We start from the raw sequence: 22,956 nt of genomic DNA, 5'->3' as shown, positions 1-22,956 counted from the left end.
CCATGAGCAACAAAGGGCAATTGTTACAAGACCCGTTTTTGAACGCACTGCGCAAAGAGCACGTTCCCGTTTCGATCTACCTCGTCAACGGCATCAAGCTTCAAGGGAACATTGAATCGTTCGACCAGTACGTCGTGTTGCTCCGTAATACGGTGACCCAGATGGTTTACAAGCACGCCATCTCGACGGTCGTGCCGGCGCGCCCGGTGAATTTCCACCCGGACGCGGAAGCCTCGTCCTAACCTATCGCAGCGGCCGGCATCCGGTCGCCGCGAGCGACCGATGCCAGCCGCCTTATCTTGACACCCGATAATTTGATCAACGCAGCGCTCGTCGGCATCGATTTCGGCAAGACCGATTTCGAAGCCAGTCTCGAAGAACTCAGTCTTCTCGCCTCCAGCGCGGGAGCCCGTCCCGCCGTCACCCTCACGGGGCGTCGCGCCAGTCCCGATGCCAAGATGTTCATCGGCAGCGGCAAAGCCGAAGAGCTGCGGCTCGCCTGCGACGCGCACAACGTCGAAATCGTCATCTTCAACCACGCATTGGCGCCGGCCCAGCAACGCAATCTGGAGCAGGCGCTTAACAGGCGCGTGGTCGATCGCACGAGCCTCATCCTCGACATCTTCGCGCAGCGCGCCCGCAGCCACGAAGGCAAGCTGCAGGTCGAGCTCGCGCAGCTTCAATACCTGTCGACCCGGCTCATTCGCGCGTGGACCCACCTCGAACGGCAAAAGGGCGGTATCGGCCTGCGCGGCCCCGGCGAAACCCAGCTCGAAACCGACCGCCGGCTGATCGGCGAACGCATCAAGATGCTGAAGTCGCGGCTCGACCGGCTGCGCCGCCAGCACAGCACGCAGCGCCGGCAGCGCGCGCGCAGCGGCACGATGTCGGTGTCGCTCGTCGGCTATACGAACGCGGGCAAGTCGACGCTGTTCAATGCGCTGACGAAAGCGCAGGCCTACGCGGCCGACCAGCTTTTCGCGACGCTCGATACGACGTCGCGGCGCGTGTACCTCGGCGACGAGGTCGGGCAGATCGTCGTGTCCGATACGGTCGGGTTCATCCGCGAGCTGCCTCACCAGCTCGTCGCGGCGTTCCGCGCGACCCTCGAGGAAACGATCCATGCGGATCTGCTGCTGCACGTGGTCGATGCGTCGAGCGCGGTCCGGCTCGAGCAAATCGAGCAGGTCAACGGCGTGCTGCACGAGATCGGTGCGGACACGGTCCGGCAGGTCCTGGTGTTCAACAAGATCGACGCCGTGCCCGAGCTGGCGGCCCGCGGCGACGCGGTCGAGCGGGACGAATATGGTAATATTTCGCGCGTCTTTTTGAGCGCGCGCACCGGTCAGGGTCTTGATACGTTGCGTGCCGCCATCGCCGAAATCGCCTCCGCGGAACACCTTTCCAGCGCGACCTTGTCCGACGCGCTCGATGGCACGTCCGCTGAACCGCACGAAGACCACACGATTTCCGAACACGGGCGCTAACCGGCCCCGGCCGGTTCGCCGGCTTCCAATCTGGTGAACAAACTCTGGTGAACGAATACAACGAGCGGAGTACCTGGCGGCGGATGCGCGCCTTGTTGTCGATCAACGATCCCCGCTGGGGACGCGGCGAAGGCAATGGCAAGGACGGATCCCGCCCCCGCGCGAACGAATCGAAGCGTCCGCAAGGCGGCGACGGCGACGGTCCGCCCGATCTCGACGAGATGTGGCGCAACTTCAATCGACGCCTGAGCGGCCTGTTCGGCGGCAAGGGCGGTAACGGCTTGCGTCCCGACAACGGCCGGGCCGCACGGGTGGGCGTCGGCATCGTGATCGGCGTGCTGGTCGCGGTGTATGCGGGCAGCGGGCTGTTCGTCGTGCAGGAAGGCCAGACGGGCGTCGTGCTGCAGCTCGGCAAGCTGTCGGGCACGGTCGGCCAGGGCGTGCACTGGCGCGCGCCGTATCCGTTCGCGTCGCACGAGATCGTCGACACGTCGCAGGTCCGCTCGATCGAGATCGGCCGCAATAACGTCGTGCGCCTCGCGAACGTGAAGGAGGCCGCGATGCTGACGCGCGATGCCGACATCGTCGACGTGCGCTTCATCGTCCAGTACCGGATCCGTTCCGCCACCGATTACCTGTTCCGCAGCGTCGATCCCGAACGCAGCGTGTCGCAGGCCGCGCAGGCCGCGGTGCGCGCGATCGTCGGCACGCGCAGTGCGGCCGACATGCTGAATCAGGATCGCGATGCGCTGCGCGAGCAGCTTTCCACCGCGATCCAGCGTGATCTCGACCGCTACCAGTCGGGGCTCGAGGTGACGGCCGTCACGATGCAGAGCGTCGCGGCGCCCGACCAGACCCAGGCCGCGTACGCCGAAGTGGCGAAGGCGCGCGACGAGCGCGAGGCTGCGAAGCGCGCCGCGCAGGCCTACGCGAGCGACCTGCTGCCGAAGGCGCAGGGCGATGCGGCGAAGCTCGTCGACGAAGCGAAGGCGTATGCCGATCGCGTGGTCACGCAAGCCGAAGGCGATGCGGACCGCTTCAAGCAAGTCTACGCGCAGTACTCGAAGGCGCCCGCGGTCATCCGCGAGCGGATGTATCTCGAGACGATGCAGGAAATCTATTCGAACGCGACGAAGGTGTTCGTCGGCAACAAGGGCGGCAACAGCGTCGTGTATCTGCCGCTCGACAAGCTCGTCGAGCAGGGGCGGCAAAACGCCGCGGCGTCGACCGGCGCGTCCGCGCCCGATGCGGCGTCGGCCCCGGCGGCCACGACGCCGGCGGCAGCCGCGCCGGCACCGGCGAGCGCCGCACCGGCCGCCACCGCGTCGGGCGTCGACGTGCTGCGATCGCGCGAAGCGTTTCGCAGCCGGTCGCGTGAAGACGATACGAAGTAACGGGGAGCGCAGAACATGAACCGAATCATTGCGCTCGTCGTCGCAATCGTGATCGTCGCCTTCGCGGCATCGTCGACGGTCCTCACCGTCGATCCGCGCCATGCGGCCGTGCTGTCGGGCCGCGACGGTACGCAACCGGAGCTCGCGGGCCCCGGCGTCCACTTCAAGCTGCCGCCGCCGCTGCAGACGGCCACGCTGATCGACACGCGCGTGCAGTCGCTCGAGTCGTCCGATCCGCTGCAACTGGCAACCGAAGACAAGCACGACCTGCTGGTCGCGTATGCGGCGAAGTACCGGATCAGCGATCCGATGAAGTATTTCACCGCGACGGGCGGCGACCCGGCGGCGGCCGCCGACCGGCTGGCCGGCGTGCTGAAGGGCGCGCTCGGCGACGCATTCGGCAAGCGCGCGCTCGACGATGCGCTCGGCGGCCAGCGCGCGATCGCCGAGGCCGCGCGCGATGCGGCGAAGGCGCAAGCGTCCGGTTTCGGCGTCGACGTGGTCGATGTTCAGCTCACGCGTGTCGACTTGCCGGCCGCGCAGGCGGACGCCGTCTATCAACGGATGATCGGCGCGTTGCGCGATCAGGCGGCCCAGGTGCGTGCGCAAGGCGCGGCCGACGTCGAGCAGATCAAGGCCGACGCCGAACGCGAGCAGCAGGCCGTGCTCGCGAACGCGTACAAGTCCGCGCAGACGATCAAGGGCGAGGGCGACGCGAAGGCCGCGACGATCGCCGCCGACGCGTTCGGCCGCGATCCGCAGTTCTATCAGTTCTACGCGAGCCTGCAGGCCTACCGGAATACGTTCAAGCGCAACGACATCATCGTCGTCGATCCCGACAGCGAGTTCTTCCGCTTCATGCGCAGCCCGACGGGCGGCGCCGCACCGGCGGCGCCCGCTCCCCGCAAACATTGACCTTGGGGCGCCGCGTCGAGCGGCGCCGTCGCTCGCATGGACCTGGCTGGCTCGTTGTTGCTCGCGGTAGCGCTGATGCTGATCATCGAGGGGGCGTTCCCTTTCGTGTTTCCCGTCGCCTGGCGCGACACGTTTCGTAGAATAGCTGAGCGGCCGCCGCATCATATCCGGATCGGCGGGCTGATCGTGATGGTGCTCGGGCTCGTGCTGCTGCTGCTCGCGACCTGACCGGCGCCCCGATCCGGACGGCGCATCCGCCGTTCGTTCCGCCCGATTTCGAAGTTCCGATTCAACTCGCGGCGCGCGTGTCGCGCGCCGTTTCCCGTCGTAGGACCGTACCGATGTCGACCTGGTTACTTCCCGAGAATATCGCCGACGTGCTGCCGTCGGAAGCGCGCAAGATCGAGGAGCTGCGCCGCAGGCTGCTCGATCGCTTCCGTTCGTACGGCTACGAAATGGTGATGCCGCCGCTGCTCGAGTATCTCGAGTCGCTGCTGACGAGCGGCGGCGCCGATCTGCGCCTGCGCACCTTCAAGCTGGTCGACCAGTTGTCGGGCCGTACGCTCGGCCTGCGCGCGGACATCACGCCGCAGGTCGCGCGGATCGACGCGCACCTGTTGAACCGACAGGGCGTGACGCGCCTCTGCTACGCGGGCCACGTGATGCATACGCGTCCGCGCGGCCTGCACGCGACGCGCGAGCAGATCCAGATCGGCGCCGAAATCTACGGGCACGCCGGGCTGGAAGCCGATCTCGAGATCCAGCAGCTGATGCTCGATGCGCTGCATCTCGCGGGCCTGTCGCGCATCCGTCTCGACCTCGGTCACGCGGGCGTGCTCGCGGCGCTGCTGGCGCGCGACGCGCAGGCCGCCGAGCGCGGCGAGTCGCTGTACGACGCGCTGTCGGGCAAGGACGTGCCGCTGCTGCACGAACTCACCGACGATCTCGGCGCCGATACGCGTGCCGCGCTGCGCGCGCTGCCGAACCTCTACGGCGACGCGAGCGTGCTCGCCGAGGCGCGTACGCGCCTGCCGGTGCTGCCTGAAATCACGCGGGCGCTCGACGATCTCGCGCAGCTTGCGTCGCAGGCGAAGGGCGTCGAAGTCGCGATCGATCTCGCCGACCTGCGCGGCTACGCGTACCACAGTGGCGCGATGTTCAGCGCCTACATCGACGGCGTGCCGAACGCGATTGCGCGCGGCGGCCGTTACGACCACGTGGGGCAGGCCTATGGCCGGGCGCGTCCGGCAACCGGCTTCTCGCTCGACCTGCGCGAGCTCGCGCGGATTTCGCCGGTCGAGGCGCGCGGCACCGCGATCCTTGCGCCATGGGCGCAGGACGACGCGCTGGGCGCGGCTGTCGCAGCGCTGCGCGATGCGGGCGAGGTCGTGATCCAGGCGCTCCCGGGCCACGACCACGTGCTCGACGAATTCGCGTGCGATCGCTCGCTCGTGGAGCGCAACGGCGCATGGGTGGTCGAACCCCGATAAACAGGCGTTCGCGGGTCGCGCTTCGGCGTGCATATCGTTGAAGCGAAACGGAAAAATTCGGAATCGCCCGCGAACATAGGTAGAATACGTTTTTAACCAGCTAACGAATCAACATGTCTGCCAGCGCAGTGAACGTGACTCCCGGGCGCAATGTCGTCGTCGTGGGAACGCAATGGGGTGATGAAGGCAAGGGCAAGATCGTCGACTGGCTGACGGACCACGCTCAGGGCGTCGTGCGTTTCCAGGGCGGTCACAACGCCGGCCACACCCTCATCATCGGCGGCAAGAAAACGATCTTGCGCCTCATTCCGTCGGGCATCATGCGTGAAGGCGTCGCCTGCTACATCGGCAACGGCGTCGTCCTGTCCCCCGAAGCACTGTTCAAGGAAATCGGCGAGCTCGAAGAAGCCGGCGTGAACGTGCGCGACCGTCTGTTCATCTCCGAAGCCACGACGCTGATCCTGCCGTATCACATCGCGATCGACCAGGCGCGCGAAGCGCGCAAGGGCGCGGGCAAGATCGGCACGACGGGCCGCGGCATCGGGCCCGCGTACGAAGACAAGGTCGGCCGTCGCGCGCTGCGCGTGCAGGACCTGTTCGACGCGAAGACCTTCGCCGATCGCCTGCGCGAAAACCTCGATTTCCACAATTTCGTGCTGACCCAATATTTGGGCGGTGCGGCCGTCGACTTCCAGGCCACGCTCGACACGATGCTCGGCTATGCCGACCGCCTGAAGCCGATGGTGGCCGACGTGTCGCGCCGCCTGTACGACGCGAACAACGCGGGCCAGAACTTGCTGTTCGAAGGCGCGCAAGGCACGCTGCTCGACATCGACCACGGTACCTATCCGTTCGTCACGTCGAGCAACTGCGTCGCGGGCGCGGCATCGGCCGGCGCCGGCGTCGGTCCGCAGAAGCTGAACTACATCCTCGGCATCACGAAGGCGTACTGCACGCGCGTCGGCTCGGGCCCGTTCCCGAGCGAACTGTACGATGCGGACAACCCGCAGCGTCAGGACCAGGTCGGCGTCACGCTCGCGAACGTCGGCAAGGAATTCGGCTCGGTCACCGGCCGTCCGCGCCGCACCGGCTGGCTCGACGCAGCGGCGCTGCGTCGCTCGATCCAGATCAACGGCGTGTCGGGCCTGTGCATGACGAAGCTCGACGTGCTCGACGGTCTCGATGAAGTCAAGCTGTGCGTCGGCTACCAGGTCGACGGCAAGGACGTGGACATTCTGCCGCGTGGCGCGGTCGACGTCGCGCGCTGCGAACCGGTGTACGAAACGTTCGCCGGCTGGAAGGAAAGCACCGTCGGCATCAAGACGTGGGACGCGCTGCCGGCCAACGCGCAGGCTTACCTGAGCCGCGTCCAGGAAGTGGCTGGCGTGCCGGTCGACATGGTGTCGACGGGCCCGGACCGCGACGAAACGATCCTGCTCCGCCATCCGTTCAAGGTGTAATTCCCAAGATGACGCAGCAAATCACGATGACGGCGGCAGACTTGATGACCGATCCGCGCAACGACGACAAGAACCTGTGGGTAGGCTGGGACGAGTATCACCGTCTGATCGAGCTGCTCGCGCTCCAGGTGCATGCGTCGGGCTGGAAGTTCGACCAGATCCTGTGCCTCGCGCGCGGCGGCCTGCGCGTCGGCGACCAGCTGTCGCGCATCTATGACGTGCCGCTCGCGATCCTCGCGACGAGCTCGTACCGGGAAGCGGCCGGCACCCAGCAGGGCGAGCTCGACATCGCGCAGTACATCACGATGACGCGCGGCCATCTCGCGGGCAACGTGCTCCTGGTCGACGATCTCGTCGATTCGGGCGTCACGCTCGCGCGCGTGCAGGAGCACCTGAAGGAGCGCTATCCGGCGGTCACGGCGGTGCGTTCGGCCGTGCTCTGGTACAAGGGTTGCTCGAAGGTCAAGCCCGACTATCACACGCAGTTCCTGCCGACGAATCCGTGGATTCATCAGCCGTTCGAGGAGTGGGACACGGTTCGTCCGCACAACCTCGAGGCGTGGATCAAGCGCGGTCGCGCGCAGCGCGACGGTTCGGGCGCGTAAGCGGCCGGCCGATCGAAGGAAAGCCTGGTACGGCGCCGCTTGCGGCGCCGTTTTCGTTGGTGCGCGCGTTGCGCCGCGCGGCGCGCCTTGCGCACCCCGATAGGCAGGCGGCGCGGTCCCGGCTATGATGGCAGCCCTGCCACAGGTGGCGCCGGATTGCATGCGCGGCGTGGATCACGTGGTTCCACGGCAACACGGCAGGGCGGCGTTTCACGGGGGCGCGAGTAGAATAGCGCTCGTTTTGTCCGACCCGGACCCGATTATTACGCTTCATATGAACGACACGACTCACGCGACCGACGCCGCACACGCGCCGCATTCGACGCAACAACATTCGATGCGGGCGCTAGCGATAGCAGCCATCGGCGTCGTGTTCGGCGACATCGGCACCAGCCCGCTGTATTCGCTCAAGGAGGCGTTCAGCCCCGCACACGGGATTCCGCTGACCGAAGGATCGATTCTCGGCGTGATCTCGCTGCTGTTCTGGGCCATCGTGCTGGTGGTCGGCGTCAAATACCTGCTGTTCGTGATGCGCGCCGACAACAACGGCGAAGGCGGCGTGCTCGCGCTGATGGCGCTGTCGCTGCGGCCGCTCGATTCCAAAACCCGTGTCGCGGGCGCGCTGATGGCACTCGGGATATTCGGCGCGTGCATGTTCTACGGGGACGCGGTGATCACGCCGGCGATCTCCGTGATGTCGGCCGTCGAAGGTCTCGAGATCGCGACGCCGCACCTGTCCCATCTCGTGCTGCCGATCACGATCGTGATCCTGATCGCGCTGTTCTGGATCCAGCGGCACGGCACCGCGCTGGTCGGCAAGCTGTTCGGCCCGATCATGGTGCTGTGGTTCGTCGTGATCGCGGCGCTCGGCGTGTACCACATCGTTCGCGTGCCGGGCATCATCGCGGCAATCAATCCGTATTACGCGGCGTCGTTCATGGCCGACCATCTGCTGCAGGCCTACGTCGTGCTCGGCTCGGTCGTGCTGGTGCTGACCGGCGCGGAAGCGCTCTATGCGGACATGGGCCACTTCGGTGCCAAGCCGATCCGCTACGCCGCGTACGGGCTCGTGATGCCGTCGCTCGTGCTGAACTATTTCGGCCAGGGCGCGCTGCTGATCCAGAATCCGAAAGCGATCGAGAATCCGTTCTTCCTGCTGGCGCCCGAATGGGGGCTGCTGCCGCTCGTCGTGCTGTCGACGGTCGCGACCGTGATCGCGTCGCAGGCCGTGATCTCGGGCGCGTATTCGCTGACGTCGCAGGCGATCCAGCTCGGTTACGTGCCGCGCATGAAGGTGCTGCATACGTCCGAGCTCGCGATCGGTCAGATCTACGTGCCGGTCGTGAACTGGCTGCTGCTGTTCGTGATCCTCTGTATCGTCGTCGGTTTCAAGAGTTCGGACAATCTCGCGGCTGCGTACGGTATCGCGGTGACGGCGACGATGGTGATCACGACCGTGCTCGCGTGCGTCGTGATGGTGAAGGTGTGGAACTGGAACCGGCTGCTGGTGGGCGCGATCATCGCCGTGTTTCTCGCGATCGACCTCGGCTTTTTCGGCGCGAACCTGCTGAAGGTCGCGCAGGGCGGCTGGCTGCCGCTCGGCATCGGCGCGCTGCTGTTCTTCCTGCTGATGACCTGGTACAAGGGGCGCCACATCGTCAAGGAGCGCACGGCGGCCGACGGTATTCCGCTGGAGCCGTTCCTGCAGGGGCTGCTCGCGCATCCGCCGCATCGGGTGTCGGGCACCGCGATCTACCTGACCGGCAACGACAAGCTCGTGCCAGTCAGCCTGCTGCACAACCTGAAGCACAACAAGGTGCTGCACGAGCGAACCATTTTCCTGACGTTCGTCACGCGCGATTTTCCTTACGTGCGCGACGACAAGCGCCTGAGCTCACGCGATGCCGGCGGCGGGCTGTACATCGTCAAGGCCGAGTACGGCTTCAACGAGACGCCGGACGTGAAGGCCGTGCTCGAGGAATTCGGCCGCTCGCACGACATGACGTTCGAATTGATGGATACGTCGTTCTTCCTCGCGCGCGAAACGGTCGTGCCGACGCATCTGCCGGGGATGTCGATCTGGCGCGAGCGCGTGTTCGCGTGGATGCATCAGAACGCCGCGAAGCCGACCGACTTCTTTTCGATTCCGGCGAACCGCGTCGTCGAGCTCGGCACGAAGATCGAGATCTGACCGGTGCGGTGGGGCCGCGCAAGCGGCCCATGCCGGCCAGGCTGCGCGTTTCGCCGAAGCAATAAAAAACCCGCCGGAAGGCGGGTTTTTTATTGCTTCGGGCGCCTTCGCGCGCTCAGCGCTTGAGCTTCGCGAATGCCGCGGCCATCGCGCCTGCCGGTTCCGGCTCGCGCGAACGCTGCGGGCGAGCGGCACCGCGCCCCGCGTTGCCGCGATCCTGGCCGCCGCGCGACGACATGCCGGGCGCTGCCGCGTCGTCGTCGAGGCGCATCGTCAGCGCAATGCGCTGGCGTTTCACGTCGACGTCGAGCACCTTCACCTTGACGACCTGGCCGGCCTTCACGACTTCGTGCGGGTCCTTGATGAACTTCGTCGACATCGCCGACACGTGCACGAGGCCGTCCTGGTGCACGCCGATATCCACGAACGCGCCGAACGCGGCGACGTTCGTCACGACGCCTTCGAGCGTCATGCCCGGCACGAGATCCGATACCTTCTCGATGCCTTCGCGGAACGTGGCCGTCTTGAATTCCGGACGCGGATCGCGGCCCGGCTTTTCCAGTTCGGCCAGGATGTCGCGCACGGTCGGCAGGCCGAAACGTTCGTCAACAAATTCCATCGGAGACAGGCCCGACAGCGCTTCGCGGTTGCCGAGCACGTCGTCGATGCGCTTGTTGATCTTCGCGAGCATCCGTTCGACGACCGGATATGCTTCCGGGTGCACCGACGAGCGGTCGAGCGGATTCTCGCCGCCGTTGATGCGCAGGAAGCCGGCGGCTTGCTCGAAGGTCTTGTCGCCCAGGCGCGGCACCTTGCGCAGGTGCTCGCGCGACGGGAACGGGCCGTTCGCATCGCGGTAGTCGACGATGTTGCGCGCGAGCGTCGCGTTCAGGCCCGACACGCGGGCGAGCAGCGGGACGGACGCCGTGTTCGCGTCGACGCCGACCGCGTTCACGCAATCCTCGACGACCGCGTCGAGCGAGCGGGCGAGTTCGCGCTGGTTCACGTCGTGCTGGTACTGGCCGACGCCGATCGCCTTCGGCTCGATCTTCACGAGCTCGGCGAGCGGGTCCTGCAGGCGGCGGGCGATCGACACGGCGCCGCGCAGCGACACGTCGAGCTCCGGGAATTCCTTCGCGGCGAGCTCGGACGCCGAGTAGACCGACGCGCCGGCTTCCGACACGACGATCTTCTGCAACCGCAGTTCGGGGTGCTTCGCGATCAATTCGCTCGCGAGCTTGTCGGTTTCACGGGACGCGGTGCCGTTGCCGATGCTGATCAGCTCGGCCTGCGTCTGCGCGGCGATGCGCGCGAGTTTCGCGATCGAGCCGTCCCAGTCGCGGCGCGGTTCGTGCGGGTAGATCGTGTCGGTCGCGAGCAGCTTGCCGGTGCGGTCGACCACGGCGACCTTCACGCCCGTGCGCAGGCCGGGGTCGAGACCGATCACCGCCTTCGGGCCGGCCGGCGCGGCCAGCAGCAGGTCGTTGAGGTTGCGGGCGAACACGCGGATCGCCTCGGTTTCGGCCGTTTCGCGCAACTGCGTGAGCAGTTCGTTTTCGATGTGCGGCTGCACCTTCACGCGCCAGCACCAGCGGCAGACGTCGGACAGCCATTTGTCGGCCGGGCGATTCTGGTTCGCGATCCCGAAATGGCGCGCGATCATCGCCTCGCCCGGGTGCGGCACCTGCGCGTCGAGCTCCTCGCCGAGGCCGAGCTTGATCGTCAGCACGCCGGCGTTGCGGCCGCGGAACAGCGCGAGCGCGCGGTGCGACGGCACGGTCTTGATCGTTTCCGCGTAGTCGTAATAGTCGCGGAATTTCTCGCCTTCCTCGTTTTCCTTGCCCTCGACGACGGCCGACGACACCACGCCCTGGTTGTGCAGGTAGTCGCGCAGCTTGCCGAGCAGCTCCGCCGTCTCGCCGAACTGTTCGGACAGGATGTCGCGCGCGCCGTCGAGCGCGGCCTTCACGTCGGCGACGCCCTTGTCGGCGTCGACGTACGCGGCCGCCTCCGCCTGCGGGTCGAGCAGCGGGTTCGCGAGCAGCGCGTGCGCGAGCGGCTCGAGGCCGGCTTCGCGGGCGATCTGCGCGCGCGTGCGGCGCTTCGGCTTGTACGGCAGATAAAGGTCTTCGAGCACCTGCTTGCTGTCGGCCGCGTCGATCGCGGCGCGCAGTTCGTCGGTCAGCTTGCCCTGTTCGTCGATGCTCGACAGGATCGCGGCGCGGCGATCCTCGAGCTCGCGCAGGTACAGGAGGCGTTCCTCGAGCTGGCGCAGCTGCGTGTCGTCCAGGTTGCCGGTCACTTCCTTGCGGTACCGGGCAATGAACGGAACGGTCGAGCCTTCGTCGAGGAGTTGCACGGCCGCCGCGACCTGGCGCGGCTGGACGGACAGTTCGGTGGCGATGCGCTGTACGATCTTGAGTGCTACGGTTTCCGTCATGTCGTGGATGGTCTGTCTGCCTGCTGAAATCGCGGCGCGGGCCGGCAGGCCCGCAGCGGCGGACTGCACGGCGGGCCCGCCGGGGCAAGGCCGCGGGTGAATGGAGCGGGGCATTTTGCCATAAATGGCGGAGCGTCCAGCCGGGGGTGATAGAATTTGACACATGTCCCGCAGCTTTCCTACGACGTTGCCAACTTCCCGTATTTCTCTCGTCGCGCTCGGCGCAGCGCTCGCCGCGGCTTTGTCTGCCGGGGCTTCCGGCGCATTCGCGCAGGCCTCGGACGCCGCCGCGTCCGCGCCCGTTGCCGCCTCCGCCGCCCCGGATTTCGACGCCCGTCAAAAAGTGCTCAATCAGCGCTCCGCGGAAAACGATTATCGTTATGCGGTGGCGGAGCACGATTGCTACAGCAAATTCTTCGTCAATCACTGTCTCGGCAAGGCGCGCGACCGGATGCGCGAGGAGCGGGCGAGCATCCGCCAGGAGCAGCTCGCGCTCAACGACGAGCAGCGCGCTGTGCGGGCGCAGCAGCGCGACCAGCAGCAGGCGCTGAAGCAGGCGCAGAACGCGGCGGAAGCGCCGCAGCGGGCGGCGAACGACGCGGCGAACGCGGCTGCATTCCGCGACAAGCAGGAGCAGAATGCACTGAAGCAGGCGCAGCGCGGCGCGGAAGGGCCGCAACGCGCGGCGAGCAAGCAGGCATACGACCAGAAGCAGGCGGATTTCCAGCGCAAGCTCGACCAGGCGCACCAGCAGGCGGCGCAGAAGGCGCAGGAGCGGGCGGACAACGCCGCGCGCTACGAGCAGAAGCAGAAGGAAGCCGCGCAGCACAAGGCCGATGTCGAGCGGCGTCAGCAGGAAGCGGCCGAGAAGGCCAGGCAGCAGCAACAGCAGGGGCAGTAACGTGTTGAATTGATCGGGATCAGTCTCGGGCGCGTCGGCACGCCAGCCGTCGCGCTGCTTCGATGAGGAGGCAACTATGCAAAACCGTCACACGGAACAGCAGCAGGAATTGCACAACCGTTTGGCTGCATTGCAGGAGCAGCACCAGCAGCTCGCTCGGGAGATCGAGCTGAAGGAAGGACACTCCGACATCGACGACATCACGCTGCACCGGCTGAAGAAGGAAAAGCTGGCAGCCAAGGACAAAATCATTTTGCTGCAATCGCAGCTCGAACCGGATAAGCGCGCCTGAGCGCGGCCTGGCAAGCGCCGGCGCCGCCCGGGCGCTGGACACAGGAACGCTTGCCTTGAATTCACCGCTTGAAGCCACCCCCGATGCCCGGCGTGACACGACGTCCGCCGGGCGCGCTCGTGCGCCCGAAGGCACTTTCGAGCTGAGCCGCAAGCGCGTCGACGAACTCGACACGATCTTTGGCGAAGGCGGATTGCTGGCGCGCGCACTCGACGGTTACCGGCCGCGTACGTCGCAGATCGAGATGGCGCGGGCGGTCGCGTCCGCGATGGAGGCATCCGCACGCCGGATGCCCGAGCCCGAGATCTTCGAAACCCGCAAGCGGCCGGCGCGCCGCCTGGGCGACGCCGACAAGACGGCCGCGCCGGCCGCGGACGACGCCGCGGCCGCCGAATCCGACCACGACGCGGGCGACAACACGCTGATCGTCGAGGCCGGCACGGGTACCGGCAAGACCTACGCGTATCTGGTGCCTGCGATGCTGTGGGGCGGCAAGGTGATCGTGTCGACCGGCACGAAGCATCTGCAGGACCAATTGTTCCTGCGCGACATCCCGACCGTGCGCAACGCGCTCGCGGTGCCGGTGTCGGTCGCGATGCTCAAGGGCCGCGCCAACTACCTGTGCCACTACTACCTGCAACGCACGGCCGACAACGGCCGGCTGCCGTCGCGGCAGGACACGGCCTATCTGCAGGAAATCGTCCGCTTCGCGAAAATCACGAAGAGCGGCGACAAGGCCGAACTCGCGAGCGTGCCCGAAAACGCGCCCGTGTGGTCGATGGTCACGTCGACGCGCGACAACTGCCTCGGCCAGGAATGCCCGCACTACAAGGAATGCTTCGTGATGCAGGCGCGGCGCGAGGCCCAGCAGGCCGACATCGTCGTCGTCAACCATCACCTGTTCTTCGCGGACATCATGCTGCGCGACACGGGGATGGCCGAACTGCTGCCGAACGCGAACACGATCATCTTCGACGAAGCGCACCAGTTGCCGGAGACGGCGACGCTGTTCTTCGGCGAGACGCTGTCGACGACGCAGATTCTCGAGCTGGCGCGCGACACCGTGGCCGAAGGCCTGAGCCACGCGCGCGACGCGGTCGAGTGGGTGAAGCTCGGCGGCGATCTCGAGCGCGCGGCGCGCGACTTGCGCCTCGCGTTCGCGAACGATCAGATCGTGCGCATGTCGCTCGCGCAGCTCGGCGACGATCACCCGATGTTCGGTGCGCTCGACGCGCTCGACGTCGCGCTCGATGCACTCGCATCGGCGCTCGCGAGCCAGGCCGAGCGCGCGGAATCGCTCGGTGCGTGCCTGCGCCGCGCCCGCGAGCTGCAGGACCTGCTGGCCGGCTGGGTCGCGCCCGGCGCGGCGGAAGCGGCCGCGCAGGCCGATGCGGCAGCCGCCGGCGACAACGTGGCATCCGACGGCGATCCGAACGAGAAGGTTCGCTGGGTCGAGGTGTTCGCGCATACCGTGCAACTGCACGAAACGCCGCTGTCGGTCGCGCCGATTTTCGCGAAGCAGCGTGCGGGCGTGCCGCGCGCATGGGTGTTCACGTCGGCCACGCTGTCGGTGCGCGGCGATTTCACGCACTACGCGGCGCAGATGGGCTTGAGCTCGCGCCGTTCGATGACGCTCGCCAGTCCGTTCGATTACCAGTCGCAGGGGCTGCTGTACGTGCCGCGCAACCTGCCGCAGCCGTCTTCGCCCGCGTTCACCGATGCCGTGTTCGATGCCGCGCTGCCGGCGATCGAGGCGTCCGGCGGCGGCGTGTTCATGCTGTGCACGACGCTGCGCGCGGTCGACCGGATCGCGTCGAAGCTGCGCGACGTGATCGAATCGCGCGGCTGGAACACGCCGCTGCTCGTGCAGGGCGACGCAAGCCGCACGGAGCTGCTCGACCGCTTTCGCGCGTACGGCAATGCGATCCTGGTCGGCAGCCAGAGTTTCTGGGAAGGCGTGGACGTGCGCGGCGATGCGTTGTCGCTGGTCGTGATCGACAAGCTGCCGTTCGCGCCGCCGGACGATCCGGTGCTGGCCGCGCGGCTCGATGCGTTGACGAAGAAGGGGTTGAGCCCGTTTGCGGTGCATCAATTGCCGCAGGCCGTGATCACGCTGAAGCAGGGCGCGGGCCGGCTGATTCGTGCCGAGACGGATCGCGGCGTGCTGATGATCTGCGATACGCGGCTCGTCGACAAGCCGTACGGGCGCCGGATCTGGCAAAGCCTGCCGCCGTTCAAGCGCACGCGCGAGATCGCGGTCGTCCAGGATTTCTTCGACGAGCACCGCTCGGACAAGCGCGCGTGACCGCATGCGCGGCGCTGGCCGCGCGAACGCACCGGCGCTGCCTGCATGCGGCGCCAATAAAAAACCCGGCTCGTTGGCCGGGTTTTTTGTGTGCGCGCCGGGGTGTTACGTCGCGCCGTGCTTCAGAACTGCCACCACGACTTCTTCGTACCGGGGCGCGAATGGCCCGTCACGTACGGGCTGTCGGGGAACGTGCCCGCGAGCACGCGCTTGGTGTCTTCGGCGAGTTCCGGCTGGTTCAGCTTGCCGTACGACAGGATCATGATGTGCAGCGCATCCTCGATCGCCGGCGCACCCTTGTAGTCCTTGATCGCGAGCTGCGCGCGATTGATGGCCGCGACATACGCGCCGCGGCGGTAGTAGTAGTCGGCCGCATGCACTTCGTGCGACGCGAGCGCGTTGACGATGTAGCGCATCCGCGCGGCCGCATCGGGCGCGTACTTGCTCTTCGGGAAGCGGTCGACGACCACCTTGAACGCATCGTACGATTCGCGCAGCGCCTGCGGGTCGCGCTCGCTCATGTCCTGGCCGGAGAAGCGCCCGAACAGGCCGAGATCGTCGTTGAAGTGGATCATCCCCTTCAGGTAGTACGCGTACGGGATATCCGGGTGATCGGGGTGGAGCTGGATGAAGCGATCGACGGCCTGGTCGGCCGCTGCCGCTTCGTTGTCCTTCCAGTTGCAGTATGCAACGTTGATCTGCGCCTGCTGCGCGAAATGGCCGAACGGATCGCGGCCCTGCAGCGATTCGAAATATTTCGCGCACTTGCCCCAGTCGCCGCCGGACAGTGCGTCCTGGGCCTCTGAGTATAATTTGTTGTTCGACCAGGTAGCCGTCTCGTCCTGCTTCTGCGGCAAGCCGTGGCAGCCGGCGATGAGGGCCGCGGCCGCTACCGCCGCAGCCCGGGCGGCGACGGTTCTGGCCGTGCGTTTGGTCGAATTCATCATGCTCGCATGTCCTAGCTTCAAGTCTCGGTGACCCAGTCTAAATGACCCGTTCAAGTTCGCAGAATGCCCAGCCGGGCACACCAAATCGCGAAGATTATAGCCCAAGCGATCGGCCCGCCGACGCTGCGTCGGGGGATTCCCTCGATGACGATCTGGCCGGCGACGCCATGCAGCCGCCCGTGGTGCCGTCCGCGGCGGGCGACGACGCGCCGCGCATCGTCGAAGTGCCGCTGTCGCTCGCCGGCGAACGGCTCGACAAGGCGCTCGCCCAACTGTTCCCCGAATTCTCGCGCAGCCGCCTGCAGAGCTGGATCGAGGCGCAGCGCGTGCTCGTCGACGGCGCGCCGGCGAAGATCCGCCAGCCGGTGCCGCTCGGCGCGAAGATCGCGCTCGTGCCCGACCTGCTGCCCGAGCAGCTCGCGTTCACGCCGGAGCCCGTGCCGCTCGACGTGATCTACGAGGATGACGCGCTCGTCGTCATCAACAAGCCGGCCGGCCTCGTCGTGCATCCGGCCGCCGGCAACTGGAGCGGCACGATCCTCAACGGTCTGCTGCACCGCTACGGCGACGCGGCGGCCGGCCTGCCGCGGGCAGGGATCGTCCACCGGCTCGACAAGGAAACTTCCGGCCTGATGGTGGTCGCACGCACGCTGGCCGCGCAGACGGACCTCGTACGCCAGTTGCAGGCCCGCACGGTGAAGCGCCGCTATTTCGCGCTCGTGTGGGGCACGATGCCGGAGGAGGGCACGATCGACGCGCCGATCGGCCGCGACCCGCGCGAGCGTACGCGCATGGCCGTCGTCACGGGGGCGTCGGGCAAGCCCGCGCGCACGCATTTCCGCACGGTTGACACATGCCTGTGGCAACGTCAGCCGGTGTCCGCGATTCAGTGCGATCTCGAGACCGGCCGCACGCACCAGATCCGCGTGCATTGCGCGCACGCCGGGCACCCGCTGCTCGGCGATCCGGTCTACGGGCATGCGCGCGGCAAGCGTTCGGTCACGCCGCTGCCGGACGGATTCGCACGGCAGGCGCTGCATGCGTGGCGGCTCGGCCTCGTGCATCCGGTCACGGGCAAGGCGATGCAGTGGCGCTGCCCGCTGCCGGACGACATGAACGCGCTCGTCGCGGCGCTCGGCTTCGGGCAGGGCGACGAGGAATTCGACGACGACGACGGTGTCTACGACGATGACGATTTCGGCGGCGAGTATCACGACGACGAGCCGTATCTGGACGATGAGGAGGAATGAGTGCCGATGACGAACCTGGCGCCGTTGACGTGGCGGGACTGCGTGCAGCCCGACTGGCAGGTGTCGCCGCGCGTGCGTGCGCTGATCACGACGCGCAACGGCGGTGTGAGCGAAGGTCCGTACGGGTGCTGGCAGGACGGCGCCGCGCTGCCGGGCGGGATGAATCTCGGCCTGCATACCGGCGACGATCCGGACCATGTCGCCGTCAATCGCGCGCGCGTGCTCGTGCTCGCGGGCCAGTCGAGCGCCGCATGGCTCGAACAGGTTCACGGCGCGCAGATCGTGCAGGCGGACGCGGTGATCGCCGCGGCGCCTGCCGCCACGGCGCCGGTGCAGGCCGACGCGAGCGTCACGGACCAGCCAGGCGCCGTCTGCGTCGTGATGGTGGCCGATTGCCTGCCCGTGCTGCTGTGCGACGCGCAGGGTCGCGCGGTCGGCGCCGCGCATGCGGGCTGGCGCGGGCTCGCGGCCGGCATCGTCGAGCAGACCGCGGCGCGCGTCGCGGCGCTCGCGGGCGGCGCGGCGGACACGCTGCATGCCTATCTCGGGCCGGCGATCGGCCCGCAGGCGTTCGAGGTCGGCGCCGACGTGCGCGATGCGTTTCTCGACACGGCTTCGCAGTCGGAGCATGATGAAACCCGTCATGCGTTCGTCGCGATCGACGGCGCGCCCGGCAAGTTTCTCGCCGATCTCTACGCGCTCGCGCGCCTGCGACTCGCGCGTGCGGGGGTGGCGCACGTGAGCGGCGGGACGGCTTGCACGGTCGCCGAACGCACGCGCTTCTATTCGTATCGACGCGACCGCGTGACGGGCCGCATGGCCGCGGCAATCTGGCTCGCCGATTGATCGCACGCGCATGCGCGGGTTTTGTTGCGCCGCGAAATCGCTTTATCTCGATATTGAGGCGGCAATGCGGCGTTGCATGCGCGACTGAATGAAAAATTCCGACGTCAAGCCAGAAAAAATGTTTTATGTTTTGTCGGAACCCTTGTCCCGTCTGTTGTGCGAGGATTATCTCCGTGCAGAAATGTTCAGTGGTTTGATCGCGCATCACATGGGGAAAACGATAATGATAAAAATACCGCACTGCGGCAGAATCTGGAGACGCCTCTCCAGAGCATGACGGCCCGGCTCGCAGCCGGCACGCCGCGCGCGAGCAGGATTTCACGATTGACGCTCACGAATCACCGGTAAGGCAGGTAATGACAGCATCGAAAAATTCGTCGACGTCCGCGCATGCGGGCACTTCCGCGGGCAGCACCGGTTTCGATCCGGCTGCCCAGCCGATGCAGCAGATGTTCGAGTCGTGGTTGAACGCGTGGCGTGGTTTTGCGGATCCGGCGCGCGCCGCGACGGCGTCGGCCTCCGTCAATCCGTTCGCGACATTCCAGTTCCCGACGTCGTTTCCGTTCCAGATGCCGTCGATGCCCGACCTAGGCGCGATGGCGTCGCCGTTCGCGGGGCTGAAGCTGCCGGTTGCCGCGATTCCGCCCGAACGGCTCCACGCATTGCAGGCCGACTACGCGCGCGATTGCATGACGCTGATGCAGCAGGCGGCCGCCGCGAAGCTCGAGTCGCCGGAGTTGAAAGACCGCCGCTTCAGCGGCGACGCGTGGAAGGCGTCGCCCGCGCATGCGTTTGCGGCCGCCTGGTATCTGCTCAACGCGCGTTACCTGCAGGAGCTGGCCGACGCGTTGCAGACCGATCCGAAGACGCGCGAGCGCATCCGTTTCACGGTCCAGCAGTGGACGGCCGCCGCCGCGCCGAGCAACTTCCTCGCACTCAATCCCGAAGCACAGAAATCGATCCTCGAAACGCACGGCGAAAGCCTGCGGCAGGGGATGATGAACCTGCTCGGCGATCTGCAGCGCGGCAAGATTTCGCAAACCGACGAATCGCAGTTCGTGGTCGGCAAGAACCTCGGGTGTACCGAAGGCGCGGTCGTGTACGAGAACGACCTGATCCAGCTGATCCAGTACACGCCGAAGACGGACAAGGTGTTCGAGCGGCCGCTGCTGATCGTCCCGCCGTGCATCAACAAGTTCTACATCCTCGACCTGCAGCCCGAGAATTCGCTCGTCGCGCACGCGCTGTCGAACGGCCATCAGGTGTTTCTCGTGTCGTGGCGCAACGCGGATGCGTCGGTCGCGCACAAGACCTGGGACGACTACATGAACGAAGGGCTGCTCGCCGCGATCGATGCGGTGCAGCAGATCAGCGGCCGCGAGCAGATCAACACGCTGGGCTTCTGCGTCGGCGGCACGATGCTCGCGACCGCGCTCGCGGTGCTCGCCGCACGCGGCGAACATCCGGCGGCGTCGATGACGCTGCTCACCGCGATGCTCGACTTCACCGATACGGGCATCCTCGACGTGTTCGTCGACGAGGCGCACGTGCAGATGCGCGAGCAGACCATCGGCGGCAAGAACGGCGCGCAACCGGGGCTGATGCGCGGCGTCGAGTTCGCGAACACGTTCTCGTTCCTGCGGCCGAACGATCTCGTGTGGAACTACGTCGTCGACAACTACCTGAAGGGCCGCACGCCCGCGCCGTTCGACCTGCTGTACTGGAACAGCGATTCGACGAGCCTGCCGGGCCCGATGTACGCGTGGTACCTGCGCCATACCTATCTCGAGAACAAGCTGCGCGAGCCGGGGGCGCTGACCGTGTGCGGTGAATCGGTCGACCTGTCGCTGATCGACGTGCCGACCTTCATCTACGGTTCGCGCGAGGATCACATCGTGCCGTGGCAGACGGCCTACGCATCGACGTCGATCCTGTCGGGCCCGCTGAAGTTCGTGCTTGGCGCGTCGGGGCACATCGCGGGCGTGATCAACCCGCCGGCGAAGAAGAAGCGCAGCTACTGGGTCAACGACGACCTGCCCGAATCGGCCGACGACTGGTTCGCCGCGGCGACCGAGCAGCCGGGAAGCTGGTGGCCGACGTGGGTCGAGTGGCTCGACGTGTACGGCGGCCGCAAGATCGCGCCGCCGGCCCAGCCCGGTTCCGCGCAATTCCCGGTGATCGAGCCGGCGCCCGGGCGCTACGTGTTGCAGCGCGATTGACGAAAACCGGACAGCGGCGCACGCTGTCTGGCGCACCGCAGTTTTTTTTAACAGGGCCGGTAACGATGCGCCGTGTCGTGCGGGCCTGGAGGAAAGGGAAATGACGGACGTAGTGATCGTATCGGCCGCGCGGACCGCGGTCGGCAAATTCGGCGGCTCGCTGGCGAAGGTAGCCGCGCCTGAACTGGGCGCGACGGTGATCCGCGCGGTGCTGGAGCGTGCGGGCGTGAAGCCCGAGCAGGTCAGCGAAGTGATCATGGGCCAGGTGCTGACGGCCGGCTCCGGGCAGAACCCGGCGCGGCAGTCGCTGATCAAGGCGGGGTTGCCGAGCGCCGTGCCGGGCATGACGATCAACAAGGTGTGCGGCTCGGGCCTGAAGGCCGTGATGCTGGCGGCGAACGCGATCGTCGCGGGCGACGCGGACATCGTGATCGCGGGCGGCCAGGAGAACATGAGCGCGGCGCCGCACGTGCTGCCGGGCTCGCGCGACGGCTTCCGGATGGGCGACGCGAAGCTGGTCGACACGATGATCGTCGACGGCCTGTGGGACGTGTACAACCAGTACCACATGGGCATCACGGCGGAGAACGTCGCGAAGGAATACGGGATCACGCGCGAGGAGCAGGACGCGTTCGCGGCGCTGTCGCAGAACAAGGCGGAAGCCGCGCAGAAGGCCGGGCGCTTCGACGACGAGATCGTGCCGGTGTCGATCCCGCAACGCAAGGGCGAGCCGCTGCAGTTCGCGACCGACGAGTTCGTGCGTCACGGCGTGACGGCGGAATCGCTGGCCGGGCTGAAGCCGGCGTTCGCGAAGGACGGCTCGGTGACGGCGGCAAACGCGTCGGGGCTGAACGACGGCGCGGCGGCCGTGCTGGTGATGTCGGCGCAGAAGGCGGCGGCGCTGGGCCTGACGCCGCTGGCGCGGATCAAGGCGTACGCGAACGCGGGCGTGGATCCGAGCGTGATGGGCATGGGTCCGGTGCCGGCCTCGCGCCGGTGCTTGGAGCGCGCGGGTTGGACGCCGGGCGACCTGGACCTGATGGAGATCAACGAGGCGTTCGCGGCGCAGGCGCTGGCGGTGCACAAGCAGATGGGCTGGGACACGTCGAAGGTGAACGTGAACGGCGGGGCGATCGCGATCGGCCACCCGATCGGCGCGTCGGGCTGCCGGATCCTGGTGACGCTGCTGCACGAGATGGCCAAGCGCGACGCGAAGCGCGGGCTGGCGTCGCTGTGCATCGGCGGCGGGATGGGCGTCGCGCTCGCGGTCGAGCGTCCGTGACCGGCCGTCCGTAACCGGCCGTCCGTAACCGGCCGTCCGTAACCGGCCGTCCGTAACCGGCCGTCCGTAACCAGCCGTTCGCCATCGGCGAACCGAATCCGTGCGCCGGCCGATTGCGGCTTCGGCCGGCGTCACGTGAAGTCAGAGGGGGCTCCGGCAGCTCTCGAAACCAAAAAATGGAGTGAGATTTATGTCTCAGCGAATTGCGTACGTAACCGGCGGGATGGGCGGCATCGGCACCAGCATTTGCCAGCGTCTGTCGAAGGACGGCTTCAAGGTGGTCGCAGGTTGTGGCCCGAACTCGCCGCGCCGGGTGAAATGGCTCGAGGACCAGAAGGCGCTCGGGTACGACTTCATCGCGTCGGAAGGCAACGTCGGCGACTGGGACTCGACCAAGGCAGCATTCGACAAGGTGAAGGCCGAAGTCGGCGAGATCGACGTGCTGGTCAACAACGCGGGCATCACGCGCGATGTCGTGTTCCGCAAGATGACGCATGAAGACTGGACGGCGGTGATCGACACGAACCTGACGAGCCTGTTCAACGTGACGAAGCAGGTGATCGACGGGATGGTCGAACGTGGCTGGGGCCGCATCATCAACATTTCGTCGGTGAACGGCCAGAAGGGGCAATTCGGTCAGACGAACTACTCGACCGCGAAGGCCGGCATTCACGGCTTCACGATGTCGCTCGCACAGGAAGTCGCGACGAAGGGCGTGACGGTCAACACCGTGTCGCCGGGCTACATCGGTACCGACATGGTGAAGGCGATCCGTCCGGACGTGCTCGAGAAGATCGTCGCGACGATTCCGGTGCGGCGTCTCGGCGGGCCGGAAGAAATCGGTTCGATCGTCGCGTGGCTCGCGTCGAACGATTCCGGTTTCGCGACGGGCGCCGACTTCTCGCTGAACGGCGGCCTGCACATGGGCTGAG

The 22,956-nt window shown here is 66.9% G+C and carries 19 protein-coding genes; 17 read left to right on the top strand and 2 right to left on the bottom strand.

What is annotated here, in order from left to right:
• Positions 1 to 2: 2 nt before the first annotated feature.
• The 9 genes from hfq to CFB52_RS09200 all read left to right on the top strand — a co-directional run bounded on the left by hfq (position 3) and on the right by CFB52_RS09200 (position 9,542).
• A complete protein-coding gene (hfq, locus tag CFB52_RS09245; RefSeq protein ID WP_006399927.1) occupies positions 3 to 242 on the top strand; it encodes an RNA chaperone Hfq in 240 nt (79 codons plus the stop codon).
• Between the two features lie 72 nt (positions 243 to 314).
• Positions 315 to 1,487 carry a GTPase HflX gene (hflX, locus tag CFB52_RS09240; protein WP_179231732.1) on the top strand — a complete coding sequence of 391 codons (1,173 nt, stop codon included), beginning with the start codon at positions 315 to 317 and terminating at the stop codon, positions 1,485 to 1,487.
• Between the two features lie 47 nt (positions 1,488 to 1,534).
• Positions 1,535 to 2,881 carry an FtsH protease activity modulator HflK gene (gene hflK / locus CFB52_RS09235; RefSeq protein ID WP_099316458.1) on the top strand — a complete coding sequence of 449 codons (1,347 nt, stop codon included), beginning with the start codon at positions 1,535 to 1,537 and terminating at the stop codon, positions 2,879 to 2,881.
• Positions 2,882 to 2,896: 15 nt separating this feature from the next.
• A complete protein-coding gene (hflC, locus tag CFB52_RS09230) occupies positions 2,897 to 3,796 on the top strand; it encodes a protease modulator HflC (protein WP_059645746.1) in 900 nt (299 codons plus the stop codon).
• Positions 3,797 to 3,832: 36 nt separating this feature from the next.
• Positions 3,833 to 4,024, top strand: coding sequence for a DUF2065 domain-containing protein (locus CFB52_RS09225; protein WP_006478685.1), 192 nt, complete (start codon positions 3,833 to 3,835; stop codon positions 4,022 to 4,024).
• A 113-nt stretch (positions 4,025 to 4,137) separates the two neighbouring features.
• Positions 4,138 to 5,286, top strand: a complete 1,149-nt coding sequence (locus CFB52_RS09220) for an ATP phosphoribosyltransferase regulatory subunit (RefSeq protein ID WP_099316457.1) — start codon at positions 4,138 to 4,140, stop codon at positions 5,284 to 5,286.
• Positions 5,287 to 5,399: 113 nt separating this feature from the next.
• Positions 5,400 to 6,746, top strand: coding sequence for an adenylosuccinate synthase (locus tag CFB52_RS09215; RefSeq protein ID WP_059585316.1), 1,347 nt, complete (start codon positions 5,400 to 5,402; stop codon positions 6,744 to 6,746).
• A gap of 8 nt (positions 6,747 to 6,754) precedes the next feature.
• Complete coding sequence (locus CFB52_RS09210; protein WP_059585317.1) at positions 6,755 to 7,351, top strand: phosphoribosyltransferase; 597 nt, start codon at positions 6,755 to 6,757, stop codon at positions 7,349 to 7,351.
• Between the two features lie 274 nt (positions 7,352 to 7,625).
• Entirely contained in the window at positions 7,626 to 9,542 is a 1,917-nt protein-coding gene (locus tag CFB52_RS09200) for a potassium transporter Kup (protein WP_059585318.1), read from the top strand.
• A gap of 115 nt (positions 9,543 to 9,657) precedes the next feature.
• Here CFB52_RS09200 and CFB52_RS09195 read toward each other — a convergent pair whose 3' ends face one another.
• Positions 9,658 to 11,982, bottom strand: coding sequence for a Tex family protein (locus CFB52_RS09195; protein WP_099316456.1), 2,325 nt, complete (start codon positions 11,980 to 11,982; stop codon positions 9,658 to 9,660).
• A 163-nt stretch (positions 11,983 to 12,145) separates the two neighbouring features.
• Between CFB52_RS09195 and CFB52_RS09190 the strand changes: the two genes are divergently transcribed.
• The 3 genes from CFB52_RS09190 (at position 12,146) to CFB52_RS09180 (ending at position 15,480) form a co-directional block, all read left to right on the top strand.
• On the top strand, positions 12,146 to 12,883 hold the full coding sequence (locus CFB52_RS09190; protein WP_059585320.1) for a hypothetical protein: 738 nt from the start codon (positions 12,146 to 12,148) through the stop codon (positions 12,881 to 12,883).
• Between the two features lie 76 nt (positions 12,884 to 12,959).
• Complete coding sequence (locus tag CFB52_RS09185) at positions 12,960 to 13,175, top strand: YdcH family protein (RefSeq protein ID WP_006478692.1); 216 nt, start codon at positions 12,960 to 12,962, stop codon at positions 13,173 to 13,175.
• 55 nt (positions 13,176 to 13,230) lie between these two features.
• On the top strand, positions 13,231 to 15,480 hold the full coding sequence (locus tag CFB52_RS09180; protein ID WP_099316455.1) for an ATP-dependent DNA helicase: 2,250 nt from the start codon (positions 13,231 to 13,233) through the stop codon (positions 15,478 to 15,480).
• Positions 15,481 to 15,602: 122 nt separating this feature from the next.
• Here CFB52_RS09180 and CFB52_RS09175 read toward each other — a convergent pair whose 3' ends face one another.
• On the bottom strand, positions 15,603 to 16,427 hold the full coding sequence (locus CFB52_RS09175; RefSeq protein WP_046545840.1) for an outer membrane protein assembly factor BamD: 825 nt from the start codon (positions 16,425 to 16,427) through the stop codon (positions 15,603 to 15,605).
• A gap of 41 nt (positions 16,428 to 16,468) precedes the next feature.
• Here CFB52_RS09175 and CFB52_RS09170 point away from each other — a divergent pair, with 41 nt between their 5' ends.
• From CFB52_RS09170 to CFB52_RS09150, 5 genes are all read left to right on the top strand, one after another.
• Positions 16,469 to 17,677 (top strand): RluA family pseudouridine synthase, encoded by a 1,209-nt coding sequence (locus CFB52_RS09170; RefSeq protein WP_099316454.1) that lies wholly within the window; start codon positions 16,469 to 16,471, stop codon positions 17,675 to 17,677.
• Positions 17,678 to 17,683: 6 nt separating this feature from the next.
• Entirely contained in the window at positions 17,684 to 18,523 is an 840-nt protein-coding gene (pgeF, locus tag CFB52_RS09165; protein WP_099316642.1) for a peptidoglycan editing factor PgeF, read from the top strand.
• Positions 18,524 to 18,879: 356 nt separating this feature from the next.
• The gene (gene phaC / locus CFB52_RS09160; RefSeq protein ID WP_099316453.1) at positions 18,880 to 20,742 is read left to right on the top strand and encodes a class I poly(R)-hydroxyalkanoic acid synthase; all 1,863 of its coding nucleotides are present in this window, start codon (positions 18,880 to 18,882) and stop codon (positions 20,740 to 20,742) included.
• 100 nt (positions 20,743 to 20,842) lie between these two features.
• Positions 20,843 to 22,024, top strand: a complete 1,182-nt coding sequence (locus CFB52_RS09155; protein WP_099316452.1) for an acetyl-CoA C-acetyltransferase — start codon at positions 20,843 to 20,845, stop codon at positions 22,022 to 22,024.
• A gap of 190 nt (positions 22,025 to 22,214) precedes the next feature.
• The gene (locus CFB52_RS09150; RefSeq protein ID WP_059583517.1) at positions 22,215 to 22,955 is read left to right on the top strand and encodes a 3-ketoacyl-ACP reductase; all 741 of its coding nucleotides are present in this window, start codon (positions 22,215 to 22,217) and stop codon (positions 22,953 to 22,955) included.
• Position 22,956 lies beyond the last annotated feature (1 nt).

This window comes from Burkholderia sp. AU18528 (assembly GCF_002223215.2).
Classification (GTDB): Bacteria; Pseudomonadota; Gammaproteobacteria; order Burkholderiales; family Burkholderiaceae; genus Burkholderia; species Burkholderia semiarida.
The sequence above is the reverse complement of the archived record's forward strand: the minus strand, read 5'-3'. Positions and strand labels throughout refer to the sequence as shown.